Here is a 25,645-nt window from a genome sequence, read left to right on the forward strand (position 1 = left end):
TAACATTCCCCCTAAGTGAAATAAACGCAAATTTTATGGTCACCAATCTGTTGAATCGGAATATCCATATCGTACAAGTCCTTTAATACCTGACTATCAATCATCTCGTCTGCCGTTCCTTGTTTTAGCAACCTGCCATCCTTCATCCCCACAATATAGTCTGAATAGCAGGATGCAAAATTAATGTCGTGCAGCACGACTAGAATCGTTTTGCCGAGATCATCAACTAAACCACGCAACGTCTTCATAATCTGAACCGAATGCTTCATATCCAGATTGTTCAGCGGCTCATCCAGCAGGATGTATTCTGTGTCCTGAGCCAAAATCATGGCAATAAAAGCCCGTTGTCGCTGTCCCCCACTAAGCAAATCAATATGCTTATCTTTCATATCCTCCAGTCCCATGTAAGCCATAGACTGCTCCACCATTTTGCGATCCTCGCTGTTCAATCTGCCCTTGGAATACGGAAAACGACCGAAACTGACTAGTTCCTTCACGGTTAAGCGGATGTTGACATCATTCGTCTGTTTTAAAATCGATATCTTCCGAGCTAGCTCCTCACTTTTCGTCAGGCTCACGGCCTGCCCGTCAATGAGGATTTCTCCCTCATCACTGTCAGTCAGGCGACTGATCATCGACAACAAGGTGCTTTTTCCAGCGCCGTTAGGTCCAATAAAGGAGGTAATCGTGCCTTTAGGTACAGTGACAGATACCTGATCCACCACATTTTTATTCCCGTAGCGTTTGGATACGTTTTTGACTTCTACCATGACTTATTCTCCCGCAGCAAAAGGTACAGGAAGTACACCCCCCCGATAAAGTTAATAATGACACTGACTGTTGTCGATAAGTCGAATACTCTTTCTGCCAGCAGTTGGCATCCTGCCAACGCAATAACACTGACACAGATAGAGGCCGGAATAATATAACGATGCTGATAGGTTTTCATCACCTGATAAGCCACATTGGCCACAATTAATCCGAGAAACGTAATCGGCCCAACAAGCGCTGTAGAAATGGAAATGAGAATCGCTACGATAATTAGCAGCCTTTTGATAATAAAACCATAAGGGAGACCTAAATTAATCGCATGCTCTCGTCCGAGCGACAGCACGTCCAGATACTTGATGAATCTCCACGCATAAGCAAATACGAGCACAAGCACGAATACAGAAAGCCATAACAGTTCGGTGTTTACATTACTAAAGCTGGCAAAGCTCTTGTCCTGGATTTTCGCAAATTCGTTCGGATCAATCAGTACCTCCATAAAGGTAGACAGACTGTTGAATAGTGTGCCGAATACCAGGCCAATCAGCAAAAGTACATAAATCCCACGTCCATCTTTGCGGAAAATTAATTTGTATAGCAGTCCTGCGAACAGCACCATCAGCCCCACTGACAGCAAAAAGTTCAATTCTTTGCTGGTCGAAATGAAGGGTACGGAACCAAATGCAAAAATAATCGTCGTCTGAATCAGCATATACAGCGAATCCAGTCCGATAATACCCGGAGTCAAAATCTTATTATTCGTAACCGTCTGGAAAATAACGGTTGCAAAAGCAATGGAGCCACCTGTCAGAATGAAAGCTGCGATCTTTTTCAATCGTCGTGGCAGCGCGTAATGCCAGGTATGCGGAAGATCTATAAATACAAAAGCAGCAATCAACACAAGCGCGGCAGCAGCTAATATTCCGATTTTTAATTTAGGATTCATAGGCCCTTCTCCTCAGCAGCAAATACAAGAACAACGCGCTCCCGATCACACCCACCGTAAGCCCTACAGAAATTTCATACGGATAAATGATCACCCGTCCCAGAATGTCGCAAAACAGCACAAAGACGGCGCCCAAGATCGCTGTATGGGCCAGGCTTTTTTTCAGATTATCCCCCATATACATGCTGACGAGATTGGGTACAACTAGCCCCAAAAAGGGAATCGTCCCGACCGTTAAGATGACAACAGAGGAAACCAAAGCCACGATCACTAACCCGACATTGACGGTACGCTTGTAATGAACTCCCAAATTGGCTGCAAAATCCTCACCCATGCCTGCAATTGTAAAACGATTCGCATATATGTACGCCAACGCGACCAAAGGAACACTAAGATACAGCATCTCATAGCGACCACTCATAATGAGAGAAAAATCTCCCTGCATCCACGAAGAAATGCCCTGAATCAGGTTATATTTGTAGGCAAAAAAAGTCGTTACCGAATTTAAAATGCCCCCAAACATCAGACCGACAAGCGGGATAAACACCGGGTCCTTGAAACGGATTTTATCCAGTATCTTCATAAAAATCAGCGTTCCCCCTAAAGCAAATCCAAAAGCCGTCAGCATCTTCGTCCAAAATCCTGCCGCTCCAAACACCATAATGGCCATCAGCACACCCAATCGTGCCGCATCCATCGTCCCTGCAGTGGTGGGAGAAACAAATCGGTTCCGGGTAAGCTGCTGCATGATCAATCCACAGATACTCATACTCGCCCCTGCGATAATGATACTGATCAATCGTGGGAATCTGCTAATCAGGAGTACCTGCGCCTGATCGTTGGTTAAGTGGAACAAATCAAGTGGAGTTACATCATGAACACCGATAAACACCGAGGCGAAAGCCAGTACCAGAAAAGCCAGTATTAAATAGCGCAATTTCATCTCTAACTAAGGGAGCCTGTCCAATAACCTGTACCAAGCTTCGGCCCTGTCCTCCCCTCCAATAATGATAATGATTATCAAAATCAACTAGCATAAATTATATCAGTGATATTGTATCTGTCAAATTTTTTTGCAATGAATAAACCATATCAAGAAAGGTGTTAGCAAAACCTGAATAGTCTAAAGAGCGAATGAGCAAATAAGAGCAATATCCTGTAAAATAGAGGTGGAAGATTTTGGGGCCCTCTTTTCCATTTTTACTGTAAGCAGTTCTTGGAATTCGGGTTTCATTAATTTGATAGACCAAAAAAACAGGAGGAGAATGATGAATCACATATTAATCGTCGAGGATGATACCGCCTTGAGTAATGGTATTGTTCTTGCTCTCAAAGAACCTAACAACGTATTTACGCAAACATATGACATTACTGCTGCAAAAGAACAATTGAACATCACTGCTTTTGACCTAGTGATTCTTGATGTAAATTTGCCGGATGGAAGTGGACTCGACCTTTTAACCCATATACGAAAAAAAACAATGATACCCGTCATCGTTCTAACAGCAAATGATATGGAAACAGATATCGTCACTGGTCTTGAGTTGGGTGCTGACGACTATATCACCAAGCCCTTCAGTCTGATGGTACTGAGAGCGAGGGTTGGTGTTCAGCTAAAGAAATCCGGATACTCGCTTACAGACTCCATTCAGCTAGGAGATTTTTCTTTCTCATTTGAAAGGATGGAATTTATTAGAAATAATACACCTATTGAACTAAGTAAAACGGAGCAAAAATTGTTGCGCATCCTAATCAACAATCGAGGAAATACCGTTTCGCGTGATCATTTGATAGACAGCATCTGGACTAACGGAGCTGAGTATGTAGGTGAAAATGCCTTGTCGGTTACGATAAAAAGGTTGCGGGATAAATTGGAGGATCACCCCTCCTCCCCACAATATATTAAAACGGTGTATGGGCTGGGCTACACCTGGGCGTTGAAATGACAACACTCCTATATATATGTATTGGAATTGCCGTTGCTGCTGTATGCACTACTATGGTTGCTATTATGCTGTATCGCAGGAGCGTCCAAAGAACAATGAAAACTATTGAGAACATGCTGGATGCCGCGATAAATGGCAGCTTCTCAGAGGATGTCTTTGATGAATCCGTTCTTTCTGCAATAGAAGCTAAATTTGTGAGATTTCTTTCCATTTGTTCCGTATCCTCCAAAAATTTGCTTGCCGAAAAAAATAAAATAAATGAGCTGATTTCCGATATTTCACACCAAACGAAAACACCATTGGCCAACATCCTGCTTTATTCCCAACTACTTAGCGAATACGAACTATCACAGGATACCTCCACTTGTGTGAAAGCTCTATCTGCACAGGCCGAAAAGCTTAACTTCCTGATCCAGGCATTGTTGAAAACATCGCGGCTTGAAACGGGGATTATCACGGTAGCGCCAAGGCGAGAATCTGTTCATAAGCTCCTTGATGCTGCACTGGAGCAAATAACGCCAAAAGCAGATGCCAAAGGGATTTCAGTTATTAGGGAGGACACCGTTATTCATGCTTATTTTGACCTAAAGTGGACCAGTGAAGCTGTCTATAACATTATGGATAACGCTATAAAATATACAGAGACAGGCGGAAGCATGGATATAAAAGTGATGGCATACGAATTGTTTTGTCGAATTGATATTACTGATAGCGGCATAGGCATTGCAGAAGAAGAACAAGGGAAGATCTTTACCCGCTTCTATCGCTCCCCTACTGTTAACTCGCAGGAGGGTGTCGGGATTGGACTGTTTTTAGCTAGAGAAATCATCGCTGCGGAGGGTGGGTACATCAAAGTACGGTCACACTACGGCCGTGGTTCTACCTTCTCTATTTTTCTTTCTATGGATACTTAATTCTTTCAATACCGTTAGATTTCAGAAAGATTGTAGAAAGATTAGTGTGTTAGTGTCTGTACTGTAGATGACTACGATACAGACATTTTTTTGTGGAGGAGAATGTATATGGGCCTATTGAAAACTCAGGCATTAAGGAAGCATTACGGGAACGGAGATACTGCTGTTCATGCCTTAGACGACGTGAATCTGGAGGTGGAAAGCGGAGAATTTGTCGCTATTATCGGTACGTCCGGGAGCGGAAAATCTACCCTTCTCCATATGCTGGGTGGACTTGATCGTCCGACAAGTGGAAACGTTACGATTGACGGCAAGGATATTTCTACACTAAAAGACGAAGAATTGACTATTTTTCGCAGACGAAAGATTGGCTTTGTTTTTCAAAATTACAACCTGGTGCCTGTCTTGAATGTCTACGAAAATATTGTGCTTCCTATTGAACTGGACGGTAAAGAACCAGACAAAGCCCACGTAGATAAAATTGTACATACCTTGGGCCTTGACCATAAAATGAATGATCTGCCAAACAATCTTTCCGGTGGACAACAGCAACGTGTAGCTATTGCCAGAGCACTGGCAGCCAAGCCCGCCATTATCTTGGCAGATGAACCCACCGGAAATCTGGACAGTAAAACCAGTTTGGATGTAATGGGATTGATTAAGGTATCCAGCCAGCAGTTCGCCCAAACGATGGTAATGATTACCCACAACGAAGAAATCGCGCAGATGGCAGATCGGATCATCCGCATTGAGGACGGTAAAATAGTAGGTGGTGCGACCCGATGATCAAAGTAAAAAACAGTAAGGCGGTTCGTAATTTATCAGATAAAAGTTTTAAAGCGAATAAAATCCGCAATATTATTGCGATTATCGCTATTGCCTTAACCACTTTGTTATTTACATCTCTATTTACTATGGGGCTTGGCACGATGGATAGCTTCCAACAGGCAACGATGCGACAGGCTGGTGGGGCAGGGCAGGGTTATCTCAAATATATCAACGATGAGGAATTTAATCACATCAAAGACCACACTCTTATTAAAGAGATAGCGTATAGCCGCCTGTTAAGTGAAAAGGTGACGAACGAGCAATTTTTAAAGCGCCATGCGGAGTTCTGGTATCATGACGATGTAGGGCTGAAGCTAGGATTGATTGAGCTAGAAAAAGGCCACAAGCCAGTGGCGGAAAATGAGGTTATCGCGGACTCGAAGACCCTACAGTTACTGGGTACTCCCCTGAAAGAGGGCGCCACATTGTCCTTGAAGCTTGAGGTTCACGGCAAAATGGTACAGCGTGAATTTATCCTCTCCGGCTGGTGGAAGAGTGACCCCGCCGCCATGATAGACAGAGGTCAAATTTATGCTTCTAAAGCTTATGTGGATGCACATGCCGAAGAATTACGCTACACATATAAGCAGGATCATGATATGACCGGAACCATCAATGCAACTATCATGTTCGGTAACAGCTCGAATATGCGGGAAAATCTTAATAAAGTGATTACAGAAAGCGGTTATTCCCTTGACAAAAATGCACCGAACTACATTGCAAGTTCTGTGAACTGGGCGTATCTTTCCAACACTTTCAGTTCGAACCCTGAAGCCGTCTTCCCCCTAGCCACTGGTCTGTTACTGATCATGCTTACTGGCTACTTGATCATCTATAATATTTTCCAAATCTCGGTGATGCGTGATATTCGTTTCTACGGTCTTCTAAAAACCATTGGCACAACCAGCAGGCAAATCAGCAGAATTATCCGCAGACAGGCATTATTTCTTTCCTTGATCGGGGTTCCTATCGGCTTGCTCGCAGGTTTTTTAGTCGGCAGATCGCTTATCCCTCTGCTGCTTATGAACACTTCTATGCACGCAAATGCTGAGGTAACTACATCCCCCAGCCCATGGATTTTTATCGGCTCCGCTTTGTTTGCAGTCATGACAGTTATGATCAGTGCATATAAGCCTAGTAGAATTGCGGCGACTGTGTCTCCGATCGAGGCAGTAAGATACGTAGACGGAACTACCAAAAAGGATAAGAAAAAACTAAAAAAATCTACTAACGGTGCTAAAATGCCGCTGATGGCTCGAACCAACTTAGGCCGCAATAAGAAGCGGACTATTTTGGTGCTGCTTAGCCTTTCTCTAGGTCTAGTGCTACTGAATACTACTTTTACATTATCCCAAAGTCTGGATATGAATAAGTATGTGTCTAAAAGTCATGACACTGACTTTCTGATTGCACATGCTGATTATTTTCAAGAACATTTCACGGGCCCTGACAATGCAACGACAGAAAGCTATATTCAGGCCGTCCAGGCACAACCCGGTTTTGAAGAAGGTGGACGATTGTACAGTGGCGGCAATTTATTCACTGTCGAGTATAAAGAGAACAAAGAGGGGAAGAAGCTGTACGGGGAAATCGTCACTCCTGACGCTCGCGGCAACTTATCTGCACCAATGTATGGGCTTGAAGATCTCCCCCTTCACCGACTACAATTAATTGATGGTGAGCTTGATTATGGCAAGCTAGCTTCAGGAAAGTATATTTTGGAAGGAATCAGGTTAGACAATTACGATCATCCTGAAATGGAACTATCCGTATACAAAGTAGGTGAAAAGGTTACTCTTCATAACTATATGGACACAGCAAATGCCCAGGAGTATACTAGCCATGAATTCACAGTGCTTGGTCATGTTGGCGTAAAATCATCCAATTCTGGTGTAGCCGTTGCTAGTTATACTGACTTCTATCTCCCGGCGGATATCTACAAAACGCTTGTGAAGAAGCCTGTGGTGATGAGTTATGCCTTTAATGTATCCGATAGTAAAGAAAAAACGATGGAGAGCTTCTTAAAGAACTATACCGAAATAAAGGAGCCCACGATGCATTATAAATCCAAATTCACCTCAATTGCCGAGCTTTCAGGTATGCAAAAAACAATTTTGATGATCGGCGGTGCGCTCAGTATTATTATTGGGGTGATTGGCATTATTAATTTTGCAAACGCGCTTCTAACTAGTATTCTGACCCGCCATCAAGAATTTGCTATACTACAAAGTATCGGCATGACCAACAAACAATTAAAAACAATGCTTGTTTATGAGGGGATGTACTATGTGCTCGGCACCAGCATATGCTCCATCTTATTAGGAAGCCTATTTTCCGTCCTGATTGCGAGACCCTTGAGTAGTCAAATATGGTTTATGAGTTATAAATTTATTATCTGGCCGCTGATCCTCGTGCTGCCTGTTCTGCTCGCTCTTGGGATATGTCTTCCTCTCGCTATTTATTCTCTGAGCGACAGGAAAACTATCGTAGAACGACTGCGAACAGAAGAATAAATCCCCCTGTAAAGAAAATGACCTGGTCAAAACTTCTGGCTGGGTCATTATCGTATGCTTTAAAACCATCTATCGCTGGCTATATATAGACCTTTTGGTGAAAGGCCTACTTACCGTCCTGCGACACAAAGGCAAGCCCATCTCCCAGCGTCCAAAAGAGGTACGGTCTCGGGAAACGTTCGGTCATTAGGAACTGGACACCGTCGTTTCAGTCCGTGGAGAAAGTAAGGCTGTGTGGCCACATTTGTGGAACGCAAAACCCGCTTGTACACCACCATTCAGATGCCGGATCGCACGGCGTTATCCATGGAGATTGCGTTTGGTATAGCTGCTTCCCCGTACCCTACTGCTGCATTCCAAACGGTAACCGCTGACCGCGGTAAAGAGTTTGCCTGCTATTCAAATTTGGAAGCCACTCATGATGTACAAATCTATTTCGCTGATCCGTATCCCTCCTGGCAACGGGACTCTAATGAAAACGCGAATGGCATTGCTACATCCTCCTTTACTCACAACTGCTTAGCGAATATGATTTGCTGGAGGATACTCCTCTTGTATAAAAGCTCTATCCACACAAGCCGAAAAACTTCATTTCCTTATACATGCATTGCTAAAGGGATCAAATACACAGAAACTGCCGGACACATGAACATTAAAGTGATGCGTACGATTTTTTGCCGAATTGATATTACCGATAATGGCATAGGCATTGTGGAAGAGGAATATGGTAAAATCTTCACGCGCTACTATCGCTCCCATACCGCTAATTCGTAGGAGGGTGTTGGCATTGGACTATTTTTAGCAAGAAAAAGAGCTCATGGTAGAAGGTGGTTACATCAAGATATGTTCACGCCGGGGTAGCTCACCTTTTCCATTTTTCTTTCCATAGGCAGGTTATTCTTTCAACATTGTTAGATTTCAGAAAGATTGTTGAAAGATTATTATGATACGGTCTGTATAGTATAGCAAGGAGATACAGACTATTTCTTGGAGGGAAACAAAATGACTTTATTAAAAACTCAGGCATTAAAGAAAAATTACGGTGATGGGGATACCGCTGTTCATGCCTTAGACGGCGTGAATCTAGAGGTGGAAAGCGGAGAATTTGTCGCTATTGTCGGTACGTCCGGGAGCGGCAAATCCACCCTTCTCCATATGCTGGGTGGACTTGATCGCCCAACCAGTGGAAACGTTACGATTGATGGTAAGGATATTTCTTCACTGAAAGACGAAGAATTGACTATTTTTCGCAGACGAAAGATTGGCTTCGTGTTTCAAAATTACAACCTGGTACCTGTCTTGAATGTCTACGAAAATATTGTGCTTCCTATTGAACTGGACGGTAAAGAACCCGACAAAACCCACGTAGATAAAATTGTACATACCTTGGGCCTTGACCATAAAATGAATAATCTGCCAAACAATCTTTCCGGTGGACAACAGCAACGTGTAGCCATTGCCAGAGCACTGGCAGCCAAGCCCGCCATTATCTTGGCAGATGAACCCACCGGAAATCTGGACAGTAAAACCAGTCTGGATGTGATGGGATTGATCAAAGTATCCAGCCAGCAGTTCCGCCAAACGATAGTGATGATCACCCACAACGAGGAAATTGCGCAAATGGCGGATCGTATCATCCGTATTGAGGACGGTAAAATTGTCGGCGGTGATACAAAATGATCAAGGTAAAGAACAAAAAAGTAATCCGTAATTTATCAGAGAAGAGCTTCAAAGTAAATAAAGCCCGTAACCTCTTTGCTATTGTTGCCATAGCACTAACCTCATTGCTATTTACAACACTGTTCACTATGGGGATTGGCGCTATAGAAAACTTACAACGGGCAACTATGCGACAGGTCGGTGGAGATGGACATGCCGTACTCAAATATATAACGGATGATGAATTTAATCATGTCAAGGATCATCCATTGATCAAGGAAATCGCTTATAACCGTATATTAAGCGACGGAGTTAAAAACGACAACTTCCTAAAACGCCGTACAGAGTTCTGGTATTACGATGATGTAGGGATGAAGCTCGGTTTTATTGAGCTTAAAGAGGGGCACAAGCCTGTCGCAGAAAATGAAGTGATTGCAGACTCCAAGACGTTGCAGCTATTGGATGTTCCACTGAAGATTGGAGCACCTTTGAGAATAAAGCTTAACATACGAGGTAAAGAAGTACAGCGTGATTTTGTCCTCTCTGGCTGGTGGAAAAGTGATCCTGTAGTTAAGGTAGGGCAAATATTCGCTTCTAAAGCCTATGTCGATGCTCATGCCAAGGAATTACAAAGCACCTATAAAAAGGATCACTTCTATACAGGAGTCATTTGTGCATATATGATGTTCGACAATAGTTTTGATTTGCGAGGAAAGCTCAATAAAGTGATTACCGAAAGTGGATATTCGCTTGACGAAGATGCACCGAACTATATCGCGAGTAATGTAAATTGGGCATACATCTCAACCAATTTTAGTCTAGATACAGAGACCATCATAGCGTTGACTTCTGCCCTGTTACTGATCATATTTACTGGTTATTTGATCATCTATAATATATTCCAAATATCGGTAATGCGAGATATCCGTTTTTATGGTCTTTTAAAGACGATCGGTACAAGCAGTAAACAAATTCGCAGGATCATCCGCAGACAAGCGCTGATTCTATCAGTTCTAGGAATCCCGATTGGATTGATTGCAGGTTTTTTTATTGGTAAATCGCTCGTGCCTTTTATTATAAATATGAGTAATTTTAACGGTACCGTGATATCGGTATCTCCCAACCCATGGATTTTTATCGGATCTGCTTTGTTCGCGCTCATTACCGTAATGATCAGCACTTTCAAGCCAGGCAGAGTTGCATCATCCGTATCACCGATAGAAGCAGTCAGATACACAAGTGGGGCAAACAAGAACAATGGTAAGCTGAAAAAATCAACCGGAGGTGCAAAAATCCACCTCATGGCTCGTTCCAACCTGGGGCGTAATAAAAAACGCACTATTTTAGTGGTGATTAGTCTTTCTTTAAGCTTGGTGCTTCTAAATACAGTTTTCACGCTGTCTCAGAGTTTTGATATGGATAAATTTTTATCCAAATTTAATGATACCGATTTTCTCATTGCCCATGCTGGATATTTCCAGGTCCCGAGCAGTTTTAGTGGGCATGAAAATGAAACCACTGAAAGTTTTATTAAGGCTGTACAGGCACAACCAGGCTTTGAAGAAGGCGGTCGATTGTACGGTAGTCCAACGGTTCTCACTGCTGAGAATACAAAAGGAATCACGGATGAAACCCAGAACACTGATGCTCGCGGCAACTTCCTTATAGAAGTGTATGGTCTTGAAGAGCTACCGCTACATCGGCTGCAATTGATTGATGGTGAGCTTGATTTTAAGAAACTAGCTTCCGGTAAGTATATCCTGGAAGGCGTCGAACTGGATGACAACGATAAGCCCTACATGAAATCCACTCATCATAAAGTAGGAGAAAACGTTACTTTGCATAGTTATGTGAGTACATCAGATGCTCCACCGGATAGAGAGTATATAACGCAAAAGTTTACAGTACTTGGCCATGTGGGTATCAAATATTCCAATTCGGATCGCTTTCAGAGTTATAGCTTCTACCTCCCGGCGAATATATACAAATCACTTGTAAAGCAGCCTGCGGTAATGAGCTATGCCTTTAATGTATCTTCAATTCAGGAAGCATCCATGCAGAGTTTTTTGAAGCGATACACTGAAACAATTGAACCAATGATGAGCTATGAATCTAAAATTACATCCAGAGATGCTTTATCAGGTATGCAAACTACTGTTATAATGATCGGCGGCCTGCTCAGCTTGATTATTGGCCTGATTGGTATCCTGAACTTTATTAATGCGATTTTAACCAGCATACTGACCCGACGCAAAGAATTTGCTATGCTGCAGAGCATAGGCATGACCAAACGGCAGCTGCGAGGAATGCTAATTTATGAAGGGTTATATTATGTTGGGGCTACTAGCCTAACCTCTATTCTATTGGCAGTCTTATTTTCTCTTTTGATTGTGAAACCGTTTTGCAGCTTGCTATGGCTTTTAAGCTATCACTTTATAATTTGGCCACTTCTAGTCTCATTGCCTTTACTGTTATTGCTTGGGATACTTATTCCAGCAGCAGTCTATTCTATGAACAACAAACAAAGTATTGTAGAGCGACTTCGAGGATCAGAGTAGATACACCTAACAATAAGAAAGCAAAATACCCATGCGCGTCAAAAAAGATGACTTCTGATCCATTCAGAGATCATCTTTTTATGCTTAGAAAGGTTCTTATTTGCAGAACAACTATCCCCGCCATTCTTCCCGTAAAAGCCCCATTCGGATCGAATCATAATACTCTCCATCATAATATCTGCACTTGCGAAGCCTGGCTTCGAGGGTCATGCCCAGTTTCTCCCCAACCTTCATCATCCGATGGTTTCCTGACCAGGTTGTAAAGCCCACTCTTACTAGAGGTAATGTATTAAACAAATGCGTGATCCACAGTCGAAGCACCCTCGTACCGTACCCACCGCTCCAATACCGCGAATCAAAGATACCTATCCCCATTTCAAGCCATTGGGAAGGCTGATGCTCCCAATAGTAGCTAACCGATCCAATGACCTTACCCTCCACTTCAATGATCCAAAAGTCATCTTGCCCGATTCGCTTTTCCTTCTCTTTTAAATACTCCTCAAAAGAAAGTGGCTTATGTTCATAATAAGGTGCATCCCACTGCTTCCATTCCGGTGCTTCTTCCTTAAAAGTTAACGTCCAAAGAGCCGGCAGGTCTTCTTCTGTAACAGGCCTAATCGTTAAATCCTTATCCGTATACATTGAGTACACTCCTTTTATAATAAAATTCGTTCTATCTATATTGGGCCTTATTGGGCTTTATTGTATCTGCTTTTGCATTATTTCGAAATTCTAGTTTTGTCCGTCTTCCAAGCAAAGTCATAATTTAAGTTGACAAACAATCAAAAATAATATATCTTAATATCAAGATAATAAATATAAAGAAAAGTTTTTCGACTGTTTATTTTGTTTAGAAAAACCTAATCATATAAAAACCAAGGAGGATAATGACATGAAACTATTAGGATTGCATCACGTTTCGGCGATTACAGCGGCAGCGGCTAAAAATGTTGATTTTTATACTCAGGTAATGGGACTTCGGTTGATCAAGAAAACGGTGAACCAAGATGATGTTAGTGTGTATCACCTTTTTTACGGAGATGAGCGTGGAACTGCGGGTACAGAAGTCACTTTCTTTGAAATTCCACATGCGGGACAAACTCGTACAGGAAATAACAGCATTTCAGCTCTCTCCCTACGGGTACCAAATGACAAGGCACTGGATTACTGGAAAAACCGCTTCGAGCAGCTGGATGTAAAACATGGCGAAATTACGGATCAAGCAGGACGCCTGGCACTTTCGTTTGAGGATTTTGAAGGACAACGCTTCTTCCTCGTTTCAGATGAGCATGATCACGGAATGCGCGGCGGCACGCCTTGGGAGAAAAGCCCTGTCCCTGCCGAATACGGCATTGTAGGACTTGGGCCGGTTCATCTGACCATTCCCAAAGCGGAGAATACTATTCTCATCCTTGAACAGGTTATGGGCTTCCGTAAAAAGGGCTCCTATCCTTCCCCTGTTGCTGGACAAGCGGATGTGGTCATCTATGAAACGGGTGAAGGCGGTACAGGAACTGAGGTGCATCTGGAAGAGCGCAACGATCTGCCACAAGAGCGACCAGGACGCGGCAGTGTGCACCATGTAGCTTTCCGTGTTGAAACCGAGGAAGAGCTCAAACAATGGGTAGACCGTATTGGGCAGCTGCAGATTTCCAACTCTGGTTTTGTAGATCGCTTTTATTTCCGTTCCTTGTACTTCCGTGAGCCGAACGGCATTCTGTTTGAATTGGCTACCGATGGACCGGGGTTTGACACCGATGAGGAATTGGAGTTTCTGGGCGAATCCCTATCACTGCCTCCATTTTTGGAGTCGCGCCGTGCTTCGATTGAGGCCAATCTTAAACCGCTTAACACTAAACATTAATAGGGTTATATTTGCTCTAAAATCACACAAAGCCGGGACTCCTACATCATGTAGAGGTTCCCGGCTTTTTTCGTGCAATTGCCCTGCTTTTACCTATAAAACATGTCATTTGCATGCTTTTCCGCTTTGACAGGTAAGTGAAATGCCCTTTTTAGTTAGCTTACAGCTTTTTATCATCCACACTGTTCAGCCATGCTTCGATTTCTCCGATTACTGAGGCAATGCAACCATCTTGGAATGGCGAGATGAGTCCAGCCAGCTCAACCAATCCGGTAAAGGATCGACTTCCCCCAGCACGACACAGCTTCAAATAATCTTCCCACGCTGCTGTCCGGTCGATACTCATGCGTTTCCAGAATTGGAACGCGCACAGTTGCGCGAGTGTATAGTCAATGTAGTAGAACGGAGATTGGAAAATATGCCCCTGTTTGTGCCAGAATCCGCCCTGCTCCAGATACTCGTTGCCTTCATAATCCAGATGCGGTTTATACTTACGTTCAATGGAGCGCCATGCGCTTTTACGTTCGGCTGGGGTCCAATCCGGATGTTCGTATACGGCATGTTGGAATTCATCCACGGCTACGCCGTAAGGAACGAACAGCAACGATGAAGATAGATGTTCAAAGTGATATTTGTCCGTATCTTCCTCGAAGAACAGATTCATCCAGGGCCATGCAAAAAACTCCATGCTCATAGAGTGAATCTCAGCCGCCTCCATCGTTGGCCAATGGTACTCGGGAATTTCAAAATGTCGGCTTTCATAGACCTGGAAGGCATGACCTGCTTCATGCGTCAATACGTCGATATCACCGGACGTACCATTGAAATTGGAGAAAATAAACGGCGTGCCATATTCGCTCAAAAATGTACAATAGCCTCCACTTTGTTTTCCCTTTTTGCTGATCAAATCCATTAATCCACGTTCGATCATAAAGCTGAAAAATTCATGTGTTTCCGCTGAAAGCTCCTCATACATGCGTGCTCCATTACGAAGGATCCACTCCGGGTCACCTTTAGGCGTAGGATTGCCTGACAGGAAGTTGAAGCCTTCATCGTAATAGCGAAGCTGATCTACTCCAATCCGTTCGCGCTGGCGCTCCTTCAGCTTGGTTGCCAAAGGAACGATGTGCTTCAGCACCTGCTCGCGGAAATTGGCTACCATCTCGGCATTGTAATCTGTACGTCCTAAGCGGGCATAGCCCAATTCTACGAAGTTGTCATAGCCCAGCTTGTGTGCCATGCGCGTACGTACCTTGACCAATTCATCATAAATTCGATCCAGCTCGTCCTCATGCTCACTCATAAATTGATATTTAGCCTCGGAGGCCTGTTTGCGTGTCTCCCGGTTGGTAGCCATTTCAAATGGCAGGAGCTGTGACAATGTGCGTTCTTCCCCCTCGAACGGGATCTTCGCTGAAGCAATCAATTGAGCATATTCCGAAGTCAGCTTATTCTCCTGCTGCAAATCCTCAATAATATCCGGATGGAACGACTTGAGGGCTACCTCGGCAATACTGAAAAGCTGGCTGCCCCATTGATTCTCCAACTCGTTGCGGAATGGAGAATCCACCAATGCCCGGTAGTAATCGGTTACATACTCCTGAATAACCGGCATGAAATCATCAGCGTACTCTTGCTCCGCTTTGTAAAAGGCGTCCTCCGTATTAATGGAGTGCCGAACTTCCACCAATTGCAATTGCGTTTCCACATTACTGCGCAGCTTATTAATCGCATAAATCACTTCATTTTGACGTTCTACGCTGTCCGCTTCACGAAACTGCTGCAACAGTGTTTTAAACCGCTGTTCAATTTCAGGTTGCTCTGGTCGGCTGTAAGCCATTTGGCTGAATAATGTCATTGCTTCGGTTCCTCCTTAAATGTAATAAATCTGATGCCTATTATACAGTACGATTAGACCAAACTGGAAGCTGAAATTCCAATAAAATACAACCTCAAAAGCCGCAATACTATGTATTGCGGCTTTTGAGCCTAATCTAACTTATATATCATAGATGTCGCTGCCTAAAGCAACCTAAATATATATACAGCCTGGTGGGGATTTATAAGTCTCCCTAATGTCGCAGACCTTCATGCTTTATTGGTTTTGCAAACGATGTGCCGCATGCAGGGTTGGACCGACGAATTCATTCAGCTTGAAGCTACCTTCAATGGCCTGTGTAATGAATTTCTTGGCCTGATCCACTGCTTCACGTACAGTCAGCCCTTGTGCCAAACCAGCCGTTACCGCTGCCGAAGTGGTGCAGCCTGCACCGTGGGTAAAGTTTGTTTTTACAACATCGGCTTCAAACCAGTCAAAAGTGATTCCGTCATATAGCAGATCCATCGCTTTACCTGCACGAATTTTGCCACGGTCCTTGATCAGTACATGCTTAGCTCCACGCTCATGAATAATCGCAGCCGCTTCCTGCATCTGCTCCAGTGTCGTAATCGGTCCATTCTTCGCCAGTTGCGAAGCCTCAAACAAGTTCGGTGTTACCAGGTCAGCGCCAGGGATCAACAATTCCAGCATCGCCTCTGTATTTTCCGGCTGAAGCACTTCATCCGTGCCTTTGCAGACCATGACCGGGTCAATTACGATCCGCTTCAGATCATGCTTTTTCAAATGGCTGGCTACCAGCTCGATAATATCAACCGAGCCTAGCATGCCGGTTTTCATCGCATCAAAGCCGATACCTTCCAATACAGTACGCAGCTGCGCTTCTACCACATCCAACGCAACAGGATATACAAGATGGTCCCAGGTTTTAGGCCCCATCGCTACTACGGTTGTCAATACGGTCATACCATATACGCCAAGCTCCTGAAAGGTTTTCAGGTCTGCCTGAATACCCGCTCCACCGCTTGTGTCGGAGCCGGCTATCGTTAATGTTTTGGGAATCGTCATTTGTTCATGCTCTCCTTCACTTTCTGTGCTGCATTTATCCTAATCCCGCTTGCGAAACTTGTCAACGCGCAAAACGATCCTCTCTATGCTAAAAGTCACAAGCGACGGCAGCAGCTAAAAAAAGAGAACATCCCCTTTTGAAACGGGAATATCCTCGCAATAACGTGTTATATGAAGAATTTGAATGAAATTTAGAATTATAAATATCCGCCGGTACTGTGATCATAGGCATGATTCTTTTCATTTGCACGTACGCCCAGGCATAGGCTCTGATACAATTGCTGCTGTTCCGGTGTAGCAAAATTCCGATGCTGCTCAAATAAAGCCATACAACCAATGATATGTTCGGTATAGCTATTATCAACAGACAATTGCAAGCAATGCAGTGTTTGTCCCACTCCCTCGGGGTAATCGCCTTTTCGGAAATAATATTCTGCAAACACCTTACAAAAGGATGCAAAACGAAATGCATTAAAGTGCTTGCGATAATGAGTGTCCCATCGTTCCGGTGCAAGCTCCCAGAAGTTCTTGAGTTGCTGACTAAACAGTCCCAGTTCGGCATCCACGAAATAACCGAACCGGTTCGCCGATTCGAGCAAGGTGTTCAAGCCTTCCAATGTCTCATCCGGATGCTCGCGCAGGTAAGTAATATATTCATAGATTGCAGAAGTGTTGCCCATTTTAATTTCAATACAAAGTCGGTTGCCCTGTGCATATACACGATGCAAGTTGACCACTTTCCAGCCTTCTTCGTCTAAACCCTCAAACCAGCTCAAATCTGCATAACCTTCAATCCATTGCTTGGATTCCTCATATCTACCCTGAAACTCATAGCAACTGGCCTTGAGTAGATGCCCCTGAGCATAGTAATAAACGAGCGGCTTAAGCAGCTCCAGGTGCTCATCTCCGAAACGGTTCCGATTGCGATACAATGCCTGCGCCAGCTCTCTTAGCTCGTCCGCATACATTTCCATCTCGGACCATTGCATTTTTAAAGCAAACACTTGAGATAGCATATGTAAGCCTTCCAATGCGTAAATTTCCGGTAGACGACTACGGTACAAATGGAATTGTACAGCAGCCTTCAAGTTCCGTTGGTTATCCTTAATCTGAATCTGGAATATACGGAAATAGCTGATCGCCAATCGTTCAGAGTGGGTATACTTCTCACTTTCGATGACACAATCATACAGAAGCATGGAAGCTTCATATCTGCCATCCTCAAACATCGCTTCTGCGGTCTCAAAAATGGCAGGAACGTTCGATAAATCGTCCATCAAATAGCCAAGTACACTGCGTATACACTCCAGCTTGTTCAACTCTGAACAACGCAGGAGAAACGGACGCAACCTCCTCCAGTGCGGCAAGGAATGAATAAAACATTCATCAACATACATCTCGAACAAAGATCCTTCTTCCAATCCCATGGCCTCGGTAATCAGATCAAGCTGATTGACTGAGATCGGCCGTGGTGGGTTCCGATTAAGTATACCGCTAAGTGTACCCGGATTTACCTTGGAAGCATCTGCAAAACACTGCATTGAAATGCCTTCAGTTTGAATATACTTTTCTATTTCTGCGCGGATCGTGGTGTTTTTTTCCAAAGGGACACCCCCTCAAACGAATGATGGTGACTTTTTCATTACCTTTTAAACCAAAATTTGTTTAATCAAAGTATATGTCTATTTATACGAGAGGTCAATAACTTTAAACACGACTCAGGACATATAAAATCACGAGTTTTGTACGATTTTAAATCTGTTTTATGAAAAAAGACCGTCCTCTGCGGGACAGTCTATTTCTATTATTTTGATGCTGTGGACTTATAGGACAAAAACTAGTTAGCAGTTCTACCGTGAACGTCCGAAATCGACGGCAAACTTAGCGTACCCTTCTACCGTTAACCCTTCATAAAGCAACTCCGAATAGGCATTAGCGGCATCCGTTGCTTGCGGTGAGGTCAGGAACGTCACATGCGGACGCCCTGACCATGGGGCGAGGGACCAATGGCCGTCAGCTTTTGGCGTCAACGTCTTCATATGCCGCACGTATTCGGTCAGCACATGACGGTTTTCATCCGGTGAAGCAAGTATAATTCGCTCTCCACCCGGATTGACCAGCGCAGAGGAAAACGCGCGATAGTTATTCGTAACAACCAGATAATGTCGCTGCATATCCATCGGTTCGCCATCAAAAGACATCTGAATGATTCTGTGTGCATCTGGGTCCTTTAGGCCCCCGTCAGCATCATATCTGGCTGGCTGTGTTACATCAATCTGATACCTGATGCCGTCGATGATATCGAAATTAAAGCTTGGAAAATCAGAATTAATCAGCTCTTGCTCTTGTTCTGCTGAAGGATCAATTTGCCGGAATTGACCAGCAGACCACTCCAGCCATTCCCGAATTTCCGTTCCGGTCAGTCGAACGACATGCAGCGTATTCGGAAAATTGTACAGATCGGCGATATGCTTGATCGCCAACGTTCCCGCTGGAATATGGGTATAGTACGATGGGCCATATCTGCCGCCTGTTTTAAAAGGAGCTGCTGCCGACAGAACGGGCAATCCTTCGTACTCGCTCCCTTGCATCTGCTGCTTCACATACCACATTTGCGCATCATTCACGAGCTGAACCGAAGCATCATCCATCACCTGAGCAAAAAAGCTGTTCACCGCCACCGTCGTCTGACCTACAGGTGCACGAATATACTCTAGTGTTCCGGCGTGCTCTTCTGCTACCGCCTGCTGAATGGCAGTATCCGGTTGTACCAGCGCCTCCTTGCGTATCGGATCATACACCGGGCGTACCTCGGCAGCAGATGCAACCACCTGCCACTTTCCTCCACTAAAGGTCAACTCCAGATCAATGATCCCCAGATGATCCCCCCAAAAGCCCGGCTCCACTGCTGGAATATCATGGATGGCACCTCGCTCTAGATCAACACCTGTTTTCCCCATAAACGAAGGTCCAGGGAATACTTTATGGGCATGACCAAACACAATGGCGTCAATCCCTTCCACCCTGCTCAGATGCAGCACCGCATTTTCCATATCAAGTGTTTCGGGAATATCTTCGAAGCCAGCATGGGGCATGGCAATGATCAGATCGGCTCCCGCTGCCTTCATTTCTGGAATAAACCGTCTTGCTGTTTCCAGCATATCTTTGACAATGATTTTCCCCTCCAGCCACGCCTTGTCCCATTGCATAATTTGCGGAGGGACAAAGCCGATGACCCCCACCTTCAATAGATGCTTACTGCCTGCTTCATCCTCTACCGTCTTATCCAGCAATAGATATGGTGTAAAATAATTTCGTTCTTGTTCTCCTGCTATATAAATGTTGGCATTCACATAAGGAAATTTCGCTCCTTGAAGGCAAGTCTGCAAATATTCCAGTCCATAGTTAAATTCATGATTCCCGATATTGCCCACCTCGTACCCAAGCAGATTCATGGCTTTATAGGCGGGATGCACCGCGCTTGGGTCTTGTTGAAGGCGTTGTACAGCATAATCCCCCATCGGATTCCCTTGAATCACATCTCCGTTATCCAGCAGCAGGTGATTGGGCACCTCTGCCCGGGCCGTTTGAATCAGGCTGGCAGTTTGCGCCAGACCGTAATGCAGCGTTTCCTGATCTGTATAATAGTCATAATTCCACAAGCTGACATGCAGATCGGTTGTAACCATAATGCGGAACTTCACCCTCACAGGACCTAGATTTTCATGGCCTGCCTTTTCGTTAATATCCAAAATATCCAATCTTGTTCTCTCCCTCAGCTTCGGTCATAGAGCTTGAACAAGTCTAACAGAGCACTGTTAAGAGAATGTTAATATGATAAATTTTACATCATTTTTACCAAAGTCAGGAGTGGTTTTTACCCTAGCAGCGGGACTAGCTGTTAAGATTTGGTTTGTCACAGCATTTACAGGTTTTTAATTTTATTTTCGTTATTACTATGTTTAGGGGGAAATTATTTTGTTCAAAAAAGCACTGACCTTGTGCATGACCTTCACACTGGCAGCGGGTCTGGCCGCTTGTGGCTCCAATGCAAGCAATAACAACAGCGTGTCCACTCCGGGTACAGATGGCTCTAAAAACGAAAGCACAGCCTATGTTCCTAAGGAGTTAAAGGTACAGTTCGTTCCTTCTCAAAATGCAGATACGCTCGAAGCCAAAGCCAAACCGCTCGAAAATCTACTGGGTGACAAGCTTGGAATCCCGGTGAAAGTAACGGTATCTCCTGACTACAATACAATCGTGGAAGCCATGTCTTCCAAACAGGTAGATGTAGGATTCCTTCCGCCAAATGCTTATGTACTGGCACACGATAACCGTAAAGCAGCCGATTTGCTGTTGCAAGCTCAACGCTACGGCATTGAAGATGCTACAGGCAAGGACACGACTGAAAAAGTAAACTTTTATAAAGCCATGATCGTAGTGAAAAAGGATTCTCCGATTCAAAGTCTAGCTGATCTGAAAGGCAAGAAGGTTGGCTGGCAAAATGTAACCTCCTCCGCAGGCTACGTGTACCCTGCAGCAGAGCTGAAAAAAGCTGGCGTGGACCCGGACACGGATGTGCAGGGTGTGACAATCAAAGGCCATGATGCTGCTATTCTGGCGTTGCTGAACGGTCAGGTTGATGCGGTAGCTGTTTTCCAGGATGCACGTAACACGGTGAAGAAGGAAATCCCGGATGTATTTGAAAAAACTCGCGTCATTCATTACACAGCTAAAATTCCAAATGACACCGTCAGCGTACGTTCTGATATGGATCAAGCGTGGAGAGACAAGATCAGCCAAGCCTTTATTGACATTGCCAAAGACCCAGCAGGCGGCGAAATCATTAAAGAGATTTACACCCATGTAGGTTATGAAAAGGGCGACGATAAAAACTTCGACTCCGTGCGTGAATACGCCGAAGCTGTTGGTCAAGCGGTTAAGTAACCGGAGCAAGCAAGGTACTGTAATGAAGTAACAGCTACGAAACAGGCTTTACGAATGACAGGGCAGCACCGTCCATGTATTCATGGCGGTGTTGTTTTCATTCCACCCCATCGGGGGAGAAAGTTGGGAGCATATGATCGAATTCCGTAACGTATCGAAAACATACCCGAACGGCACCAAAGGGTTGAACAATATTAATTTGACGATTCAGGAGGGAGAAATGGTCGTCATCGTCGGCTTATCCGGTGCAGGTAAGTCTACCCTGCTGCGTTCCATTAACCGACTGCATGACATTACGTCCGGCGATATTGTCGTGGGTGGCAGGTCCGTTACGTCTGCTGGAAGCAGCGAGCTGCGGCGCATTCGCCGTGACATCGGCATGATCTTTCAAAGTTTCAATCTGGTTAAGCGTTCGACGGTGCTCCGCAATGTACTTTCCGGCCGTGTCGGCTATCATTCGACGCTGCGAACCATTCTCGGCCTCTTCCCGAAGGAGGATATCGAACTGGCACTAACAGCGCTGGAGCGCGTGAACATCCGCGAAAAAGCCTACAGCCGGGCAGATGAACTGTCCGGTGGCCAACAGCAGCGCGTATCCATCGCCCGCGCTCTGGCGCAAGAGGCTAAAATCATTCTGGCGGACGAGCCTGTCGCGTCGCTGGATCCGCTGACCACCCGCCAGGTGATGGATGACCTCCAGCGGATCAACCGTGAAATGCAGATTACGACCATCGTCAATCTGCATTTCATTGATCTCGCGCGCGAATATGCAACGCGGATCATCGGATTGCGCGCCGGAGAAGTGGTCTTTGACGGCACACCGAAGGAGGCTACGGATGAGGCCTTTGCGGAGATCTACGGCCGGGCCATCAAGCATGATGAGCTGCTGGGAGTGGGATCATGAAGCCCGACTCTACTGCCCAGCCGCTCTCTTCGACGCAACCGTCACCGCATGCTGGACCGCCGCAGCCAAGTAAGCCGCCCGCAGGGCCACCTTTGCCAGGACGCTATAAGCGTTACGCCACCTGGATGATCTTTATCGTAGTGCTGGTAGCCTGCTCCATTCATACGGATGCCACGCCTTACCAATTGATCGTTGGCTTACCGGAGATGGGCAAATTGCTGGAGGAAATGTTTCCTCCTGATTGGAGTTACTTGCCTACCATCTGGAAACCGATGCTGGAAACGATCCAGATCGCTATTGTCGGCACGACACTGGGAGCCATATTGGCAATCCCTGTCGCGTTGCTGTGTGCCTATAATGTAATGCCGCGCAAGCTGATTTCGCTGCCGATGCGCACGATCCTGAATCTAGTACGGACGATTCCCGATTTGCTGTTCGCCTCGATCTTTGTGGCGGTATTCGGCATCGGGCCGTTTGCAGGGATGCTCGCCCTGCTCTTCTTCTCCTTTGGCATTATAGCCAAGCTGACCTTTGAGGCGATTGAAGCCATTGATCCCGGACCACTGGAAGCTATGACCGCTGTTGGCGCGAGCCGCATTCAGGTCATCGCCTTTGGTGTCGTTCCGCAAGCTCTGCCTTATTTTGTGTCGTACTTGCTGTATACCTTTGAGGTTAATGTGCGCGCGGCTTCCGTTCTGGGCCTGGTTGGCGCTGGCGGTATCGGTCTGTTGCTTGACCGTTCTCTGGGGCTGTTCCGATATGATCGGGCAAGCATCATTATTCTACTGACCCTCGTCATCGTCCTTGCGATTGATTACGGCAGTAACCTGCTACGGAGGAAATTATTATGAATGATCCTACGCTTCGCAGACCTATGGGCTCCCGCCTGCGCCTATGGGCGATAGCTATTCTGCTAATCATCATTTATATTTGGGCTTTTCGCGGGATGCAGTTTGAAGGATTACAGGGAACGGCCAAAAGTGTCTCTGTCGCTATATTGGACGGCTTCCTTCATCCCGACTGGTCGTTCGTCTACATCCCTGAGGGAGAGGATTTGCTGCGCGGGTTGCTGGATACGCTGGTCATTTCAGTGCTCGGAACCTTCGTGTCCGCATTTGTCTGCCTTCCGTTCGCCTTTTGGGCGTCCAGCAATATGACCCGTCTGCGTCCCTTATCGGGTAGCGGGAAATTTGTACTTAGTGTCATCCGGGTATTTCCCGAAATGATCGTCGCCATCTTGTTTATCAAAGCCGTTGGCCCCGGCTCGTTTGCGGGTGTGCTTGCCCTCGGCATTCATTCCATCGGCATGCTGGCGAAGCTTTTCTCGGAAACGATTGAAAGTGTCGATCACGGGCCCCAGGAAGCTTTGATCGCGTGCGGTGCCAACCGTTGGCAGGTGATTTTCTTCGCCGTGCTACCGCAGGTGATTCCACAGTTTCTTTCGTATTCGCTTTACCGTTTTGAAATTAATATCCGTTCTGCTACCACGCTTGGTCTGGTCGGTGCAGGTGGTATCGGTACTCCGCTACTGTTTGCACTCCAAATGCGCAACTGGAACCGCGTAGGCGTTATCTTGCTCGGCATCGTGGTCCTGATCATTTTGACGGATCTGATTTCCGGCTGGCTGCGCAAACGAATCGTATAATTAGAATTCTAAACGCCAAAAAAGCCTCTCCTGTGTAAAAAGGGACATGTTATGCTCCCATTCACTCGGAAGAGGCTTTTGTCGTTCAACATCTCCCTGCCAATTCATCTAAAACCCGTCGGACTTCCTCAGCCGTATTGTAAAAATGCGGAGCCACACGGATAACATCCTTTCGTGCTGAAACGATCATATTTTGGCTTCTCAAATTCTTCTCCACAGCCGACACGTCCGCTACTTCAACAGCGAGTAGGCTTGGTAATGTGCCTCCCCTGTAAGGTACACGTATGTGTAGCCCTTTGCGTCGTCCATATTCAACGGAAAAATCCAACAACTCACTCATATAAGCCTGAATATTCGTGACCCCAATCTCCAGCAGCAGCTTTAAGGCCGCATTGGCGGCAAAAATGCTAATGAAAGAAGGCAATCCCGTCTCAAAGCGTCGGGCTCCCGCCGCCGGAACCGGGTGAGCAATATCAAACCGGGAAGCGGGCTCCTGCCCAAGCCAGCCCGTAAGACGGGGCTTGAAGCGGTCTATTCGATCCTTGCTTACATAAAGAAAAGCCACGCCCGGAATCCCAAGCATATATTTGCGTGCTCCAGCGACCAGAATATCTACGCCCATTGCCTTTACATCCACTGGAATAATCCCTACAGACTGATAGGCATCCACAAACAGCAACGCCTGATTTCGGTGAGCTATATCTGCAATGGATTTTAAATCCTGCTGAAATCCGTTGGTATAGTTCACTTGTGACACCATAACGAGCGCAGTTTTCTCCGTAACATGCTCCTCATACTGTTCTATTATCACTTCTCCCTCGATGGAGGGGATACAACAGATGTGATCACGGAACATCTCCTGTGCCTGCCAGATGTGTCCCACTGTCGGGAAGTCGGTGTCCGCATACACAATGCCTTCTTTTCCCGATACATAAGGAAGGGCTGTGGCCACCCCGGCAATCGCCTCAGAGGCTGAGGACAGGACCGCAATTTCGTCAGTCTCCGCCCCGATGAGCTTGGCAAAATGCCCTCTAGCCTCCTCCAAACGTGCCATAGACAGATCACCGTTATGACCGTGTTGCAGCAAACTTCGATGATATTCCTCAATGGCAGCGGAAACCGGCCTCGATACGGCCCCTTGGGAACAGCTCCCTACATGGATATGTGAGGACAGCACTGGAAACAGCTGACGGTAGGACTGAAACGGATGTTTCATTTTTCCCTTCGCTCCTCCTGGGCACACCAACG

The 25,645-nt window shown here is 45.5% G+C and carries 20 protein-coding genes and 1 pseudogene; 12 read left to right on the forward strand and 9 right to left on the reverse strand.

Annotated elements, in window-relative coordinates; all coding sequences use genetic code 11:
• Nucleotides 1–11: 11 nt before the first annotated feature.
• Genes G9G53_RS18230 through G9G53_RS18240 form a run of 3 tightly spaced genes read right to left on the reverse strand, consistent with a single transcriptional unit; the run spans nt 12 to nt 2,657 of the window.
• On the reverse strand, nt 12–770 hold the full coding sequence (locus G9G53_RS18230) for an iron ABC transporter ATP-binding protein (protein ID WP_039273792.1): 759 nt from the start codon (nt 768–770) through the stop codon (nt 12–14).
• On the reverse strand, nt 764–1,714 hold the full coding sequence (locus G9G53_RS18235; protein WP_039273794.1) for an iron chelate uptake ABC transporter family permease subunit: 951 nt from the start codon (nt 1,712–1,714) through the stop codon (nt 764–766). Before G9G53_RS18235 ends, G9G53_RS18230 begins: the two co-directional genes overlap by 7 nt.
• A complete protein-coding gene (locus G9G53_RS18240) occupies nt 1,704–2,657 on the reverse strand; it encodes an ABC transporter permease (protein WP_129550005.1) in 954 nt (317 codons plus the stop codon). Before G9G53_RS18240 ends, G9G53_RS18235 begins: the two co-directional genes overlap by 11 nt.
• Nucleotides 2,658–2,982: 325 nt before the next feature.
• Between G9G53_RS18240 and G9G53_RS18245 the strand changes: the two genes are divergently transcribed.
• The 7 genes and pseudogenes from G9G53_RS18245 (at nt 2,983) to G9G53_RS18280 (ending at nt 12,132) form a co-directional block, all read left to right on the forward strand.
• Nucleotides 2,983–3,660: a response regulator transcription factor gene (locus G9G53_RS18245; RefSeq protein ID WP_165149482.1), complete on the forward strand. Its 678-nt coding sequence runs from the start codon at nt 2,983–2,985 to the stop codon at nt 3,658–3,660.
• Nucleotides 3,657–4,574, forward strand: coding sequence for a sensor histidine kinase (locus G9G53_RS18250; RefSeq protein ID WP_165149484.1), 918 nt, complete (start codon nt 3,657–3,659; stop codon nt 4,572–4,574). The genes G9G53_RS18245 and G9G53_RS18250 overlap by 4 nt, the downstream gene beginning before the upstream one ends.
• Nucleotides 4,575–4,682: 108 nt before the next feature.
• On the forward strand, nt 4,683–5,360 hold the full coding sequence (locus G9G53_RS18255) for an ABC transporter ATP-binding protein (RefSeq protein WP_165149486.1): 678 nt from the start codon (nt 4,683–4,685) through the stop codon (nt 5,358–5,360).
• Nucleotides 5,357–7,915 carry an ABC transporter permease gene (locus G9G53_RS18260; protein WP_165149488.1) on the forward strand — a complete coding sequence of 853 codons (2,559 nt, stop codon included), beginning with the start codon at nt 5,357–5,359 and terminating at the stop codon, nt 7,913–7,915. Before G9G53_RS18255 ends, G9G53_RS18260 begins: the two co-directional genes overlap by 4 nt.
• Nucleotides 7,916–7,967: 52 nt before the next feature.
• A pseudogene (locus G9G53_RS18265) lies at nt 7,968–8,422 on the forward strand (IS30 family transposase); the annotation flags it as partial.
• 495 nt (nt 8,423–8,917) lie between these two features.
• A complete protein-coding gene (locus G9G53_RS18275; protein ID WP_165149490.1) occupies nt 8,918–9,595 on the forward strand; it encodes an ABC transporter ATP-binding protein in 678 nt (225 codons plus the stop codon).
• The gene (locus G9G53_RS18280; protein ID WP_029519283.1) at nt 9,592–12,132 is read left to right on the forward strand and encodes an ABC transporter permease; all 2,541 of its coding nucleotides are present in this window, start codon (nt 9,592–9,594) and stop codon (nt 12,130–12,132) included. Before G9G53_RS18275 ends, G9G53_RS18280 begins: the two co-directional genes overlap by 4 nt.
• 111 nt (nt 12,133–12,243) lie before the next feature.
• Here the strand turns inward: G9G53_RS18280 and G9G53_RS18285 are convergent, their stop codons facing one another.
• Complete coding sequence (locus G9G53_RS18285; protein WP_029519285.1) at nt 12,244–12,774, reverse strand: GNAT family N-acetyltransferase; 531 nt, start codon at nt 12,772–12,774, stop codon at nt 12,244–12,246.
• A gap of 250 nt (nt 12,775–13,024) precedes the next feature.
• On the opposite strand from G9G53_RS18285, the gene G9G53_RS18290 reads away from it, so the two are divergent.
• A complete protein-coding gene (locus tag G9G53_RS18290; RefSeq protein ID WP_165149492.1) occupies nt 13,025–13,996 on the forward strand; it encodes a ring-cleaving dioxygenase in 972 nt (323 codons plus the stop codon).
• 160 nt (nt 13,997–14,156) lie between these two features.
• Here the strand turns inward: G9G53_RS18290 and G9G53_RS18295 are convergent, their stop codons facing one another.
• The 4 genes from G9G53_RS18295 to G9G53_RS18310 form a co-directional block, all read right to left on the reverse strand.
• Entirely contained in the window at nt 14,157–15,854 is a 1,698-nt protein-coding gene (locus tag G9G53_RS18295) for a M3 family oligoendopeptidase (RefSeq protein WP_165149494.1), read from the reverse strand.
• A 237-nt stretch (nt 15,855–16,091) separates the two neighbouring features.
• Nucleotides 16,092–16,901: a bifunctional hydroxymethylpyrimidine kinase/phosphomethylpyrimidine kinase gene (gene thiD, locus G9G53_RS18300; RefSeq protein ID WP_039273953.1), complete on the reverse strand. Its 810-nt coding sequence runs from the start codon at nt 16,899–16,901 to the stop codon at nt 16,092–16,094.
• Between the two features lie 197 nt (nt 16,902–17,098).
• The gene (locus tag G9G53_RS18305) at nt 17,099–18,505 is read right to left on the reverse strand and encodes a DNA-binding protein (protein WP_069011956.1); all 1,407 of its coding nucleotides are present in this window, start codon (nt 18,503–18,505) and stop codon (nt 17,099–17,101) included.
• A gap of 246 nt (nt 18,506–18,751) precedes the next feature.
• On the reverse strand, nt 18,752–20,662 hold the full coding sequence (locus G9G53_RS18310) for a bifunctional 2',3'-cyclic-nucleotide 2'-phosphodiesterase/3'-nucleotidase (RefSeq protein WP_165149496.1): 1,911 nt from the start codon (nt 20,660–20,662) through the stop codon (nt 18,752–18,754).
• A 217-nt stretch (nt 20,663–20,879) separates the two neighbouring features.
• Here G9G53_RS18310 and G9G53_RS18315 point away from each other — a divergent pair, with 217 nt between their 5' ends.
• From G9G53_RS18315 to phnE (G9G53_RS18330), 4 genes are all read left to right on the forward strand, one after another.
• Complete coding sequence (locus G9G53_RS18315) at nt 20,880–21,848, forward strand: phosphate/phosphite/phosphonate ABC transporter substrate-binding protein (RefSeq protein ID WP_069011952.1); 969 nt, start codon at nt 20,880–20,882, stop codon at nt 21,846–21,848.
• A 133-nt stretch (nt 21,849–21,981) separates the two neighbouring features.
• Nucleotides 21,982–22,752 carry a phosphonate ABC transporter ATP-binding protein gene (phnC, locus tag G9G53_RS18320; protein WP_069011950.1) on the forward strand — a complete coding sequence of 257 codons (771 nt, stop codon included), beginning with the start codon at nt 21,982–21,984 and terminating at the stop codon, nt 22,750–22,752.
• Nucleotides 22,749–23,603: a phosphonate ABC transporter, permease protein PhnE gene (gene phnE / locus G9G53_RS18325; RefSeq protein ID WP_029519297.1), complete on the forward strand. Its 855-nt coding sequence runs from the start codon at nt 22,749–22,751 to the stop codon at nt 23,601–23,603. The genes phnC and phnE (G9G53_RS18325) overlap by 4 nt, the downstream gene beginning before the upstream one ends.
• Nucleotides 23,600–24,397 (forward strand): phosphonate ABC transporter, permease protein PhnE, encoded by a 798-nt coding sequence (gene phnE / locus G9G53_RS18330; RefSeq protein ID WP_029519299.1) that lies wholly within the window; start codon nt 23,600–23,602, stop codon nt 24,395–24,397. Before phnE (G9G53_RS18325) ends, phnE (G9G53_RS18330) begins: the two co-directional genes overlap by 4 nt.
• Nucleotides 24,398–24,482: 85 nt before the next feature.
• On the opposite strand, the gene G9G53_RS18335 is transcribed toward phnE (G9G53_RS18330), so the two are convergent.
• Nucleotides 24,483–25,613: an aminotransferase class V-fold PLP-dependent enzyme gene (locus G9G53_RS18335; protein WP_029519301.1), complete on the reverse strand. Its 1,131-nt coding sequence runs from the start codon at nt 25,611–25,613 to the stop codon at nt 24,483–24,485.
• Between the last annotated feature and the right edge of the window lie 32 nt (nt 25,614–25,645).

Source organism: Paenibacillus sp. EKM206P (assembly GCF_011066155.1).
Taxonomy (GTDB): domain Bacteria; phylum Bacillota; class Bacilli; order Paenibacillales; family Paenibacillaceae; genus Paenibacillus; species Paenibacillus polymyxa_D.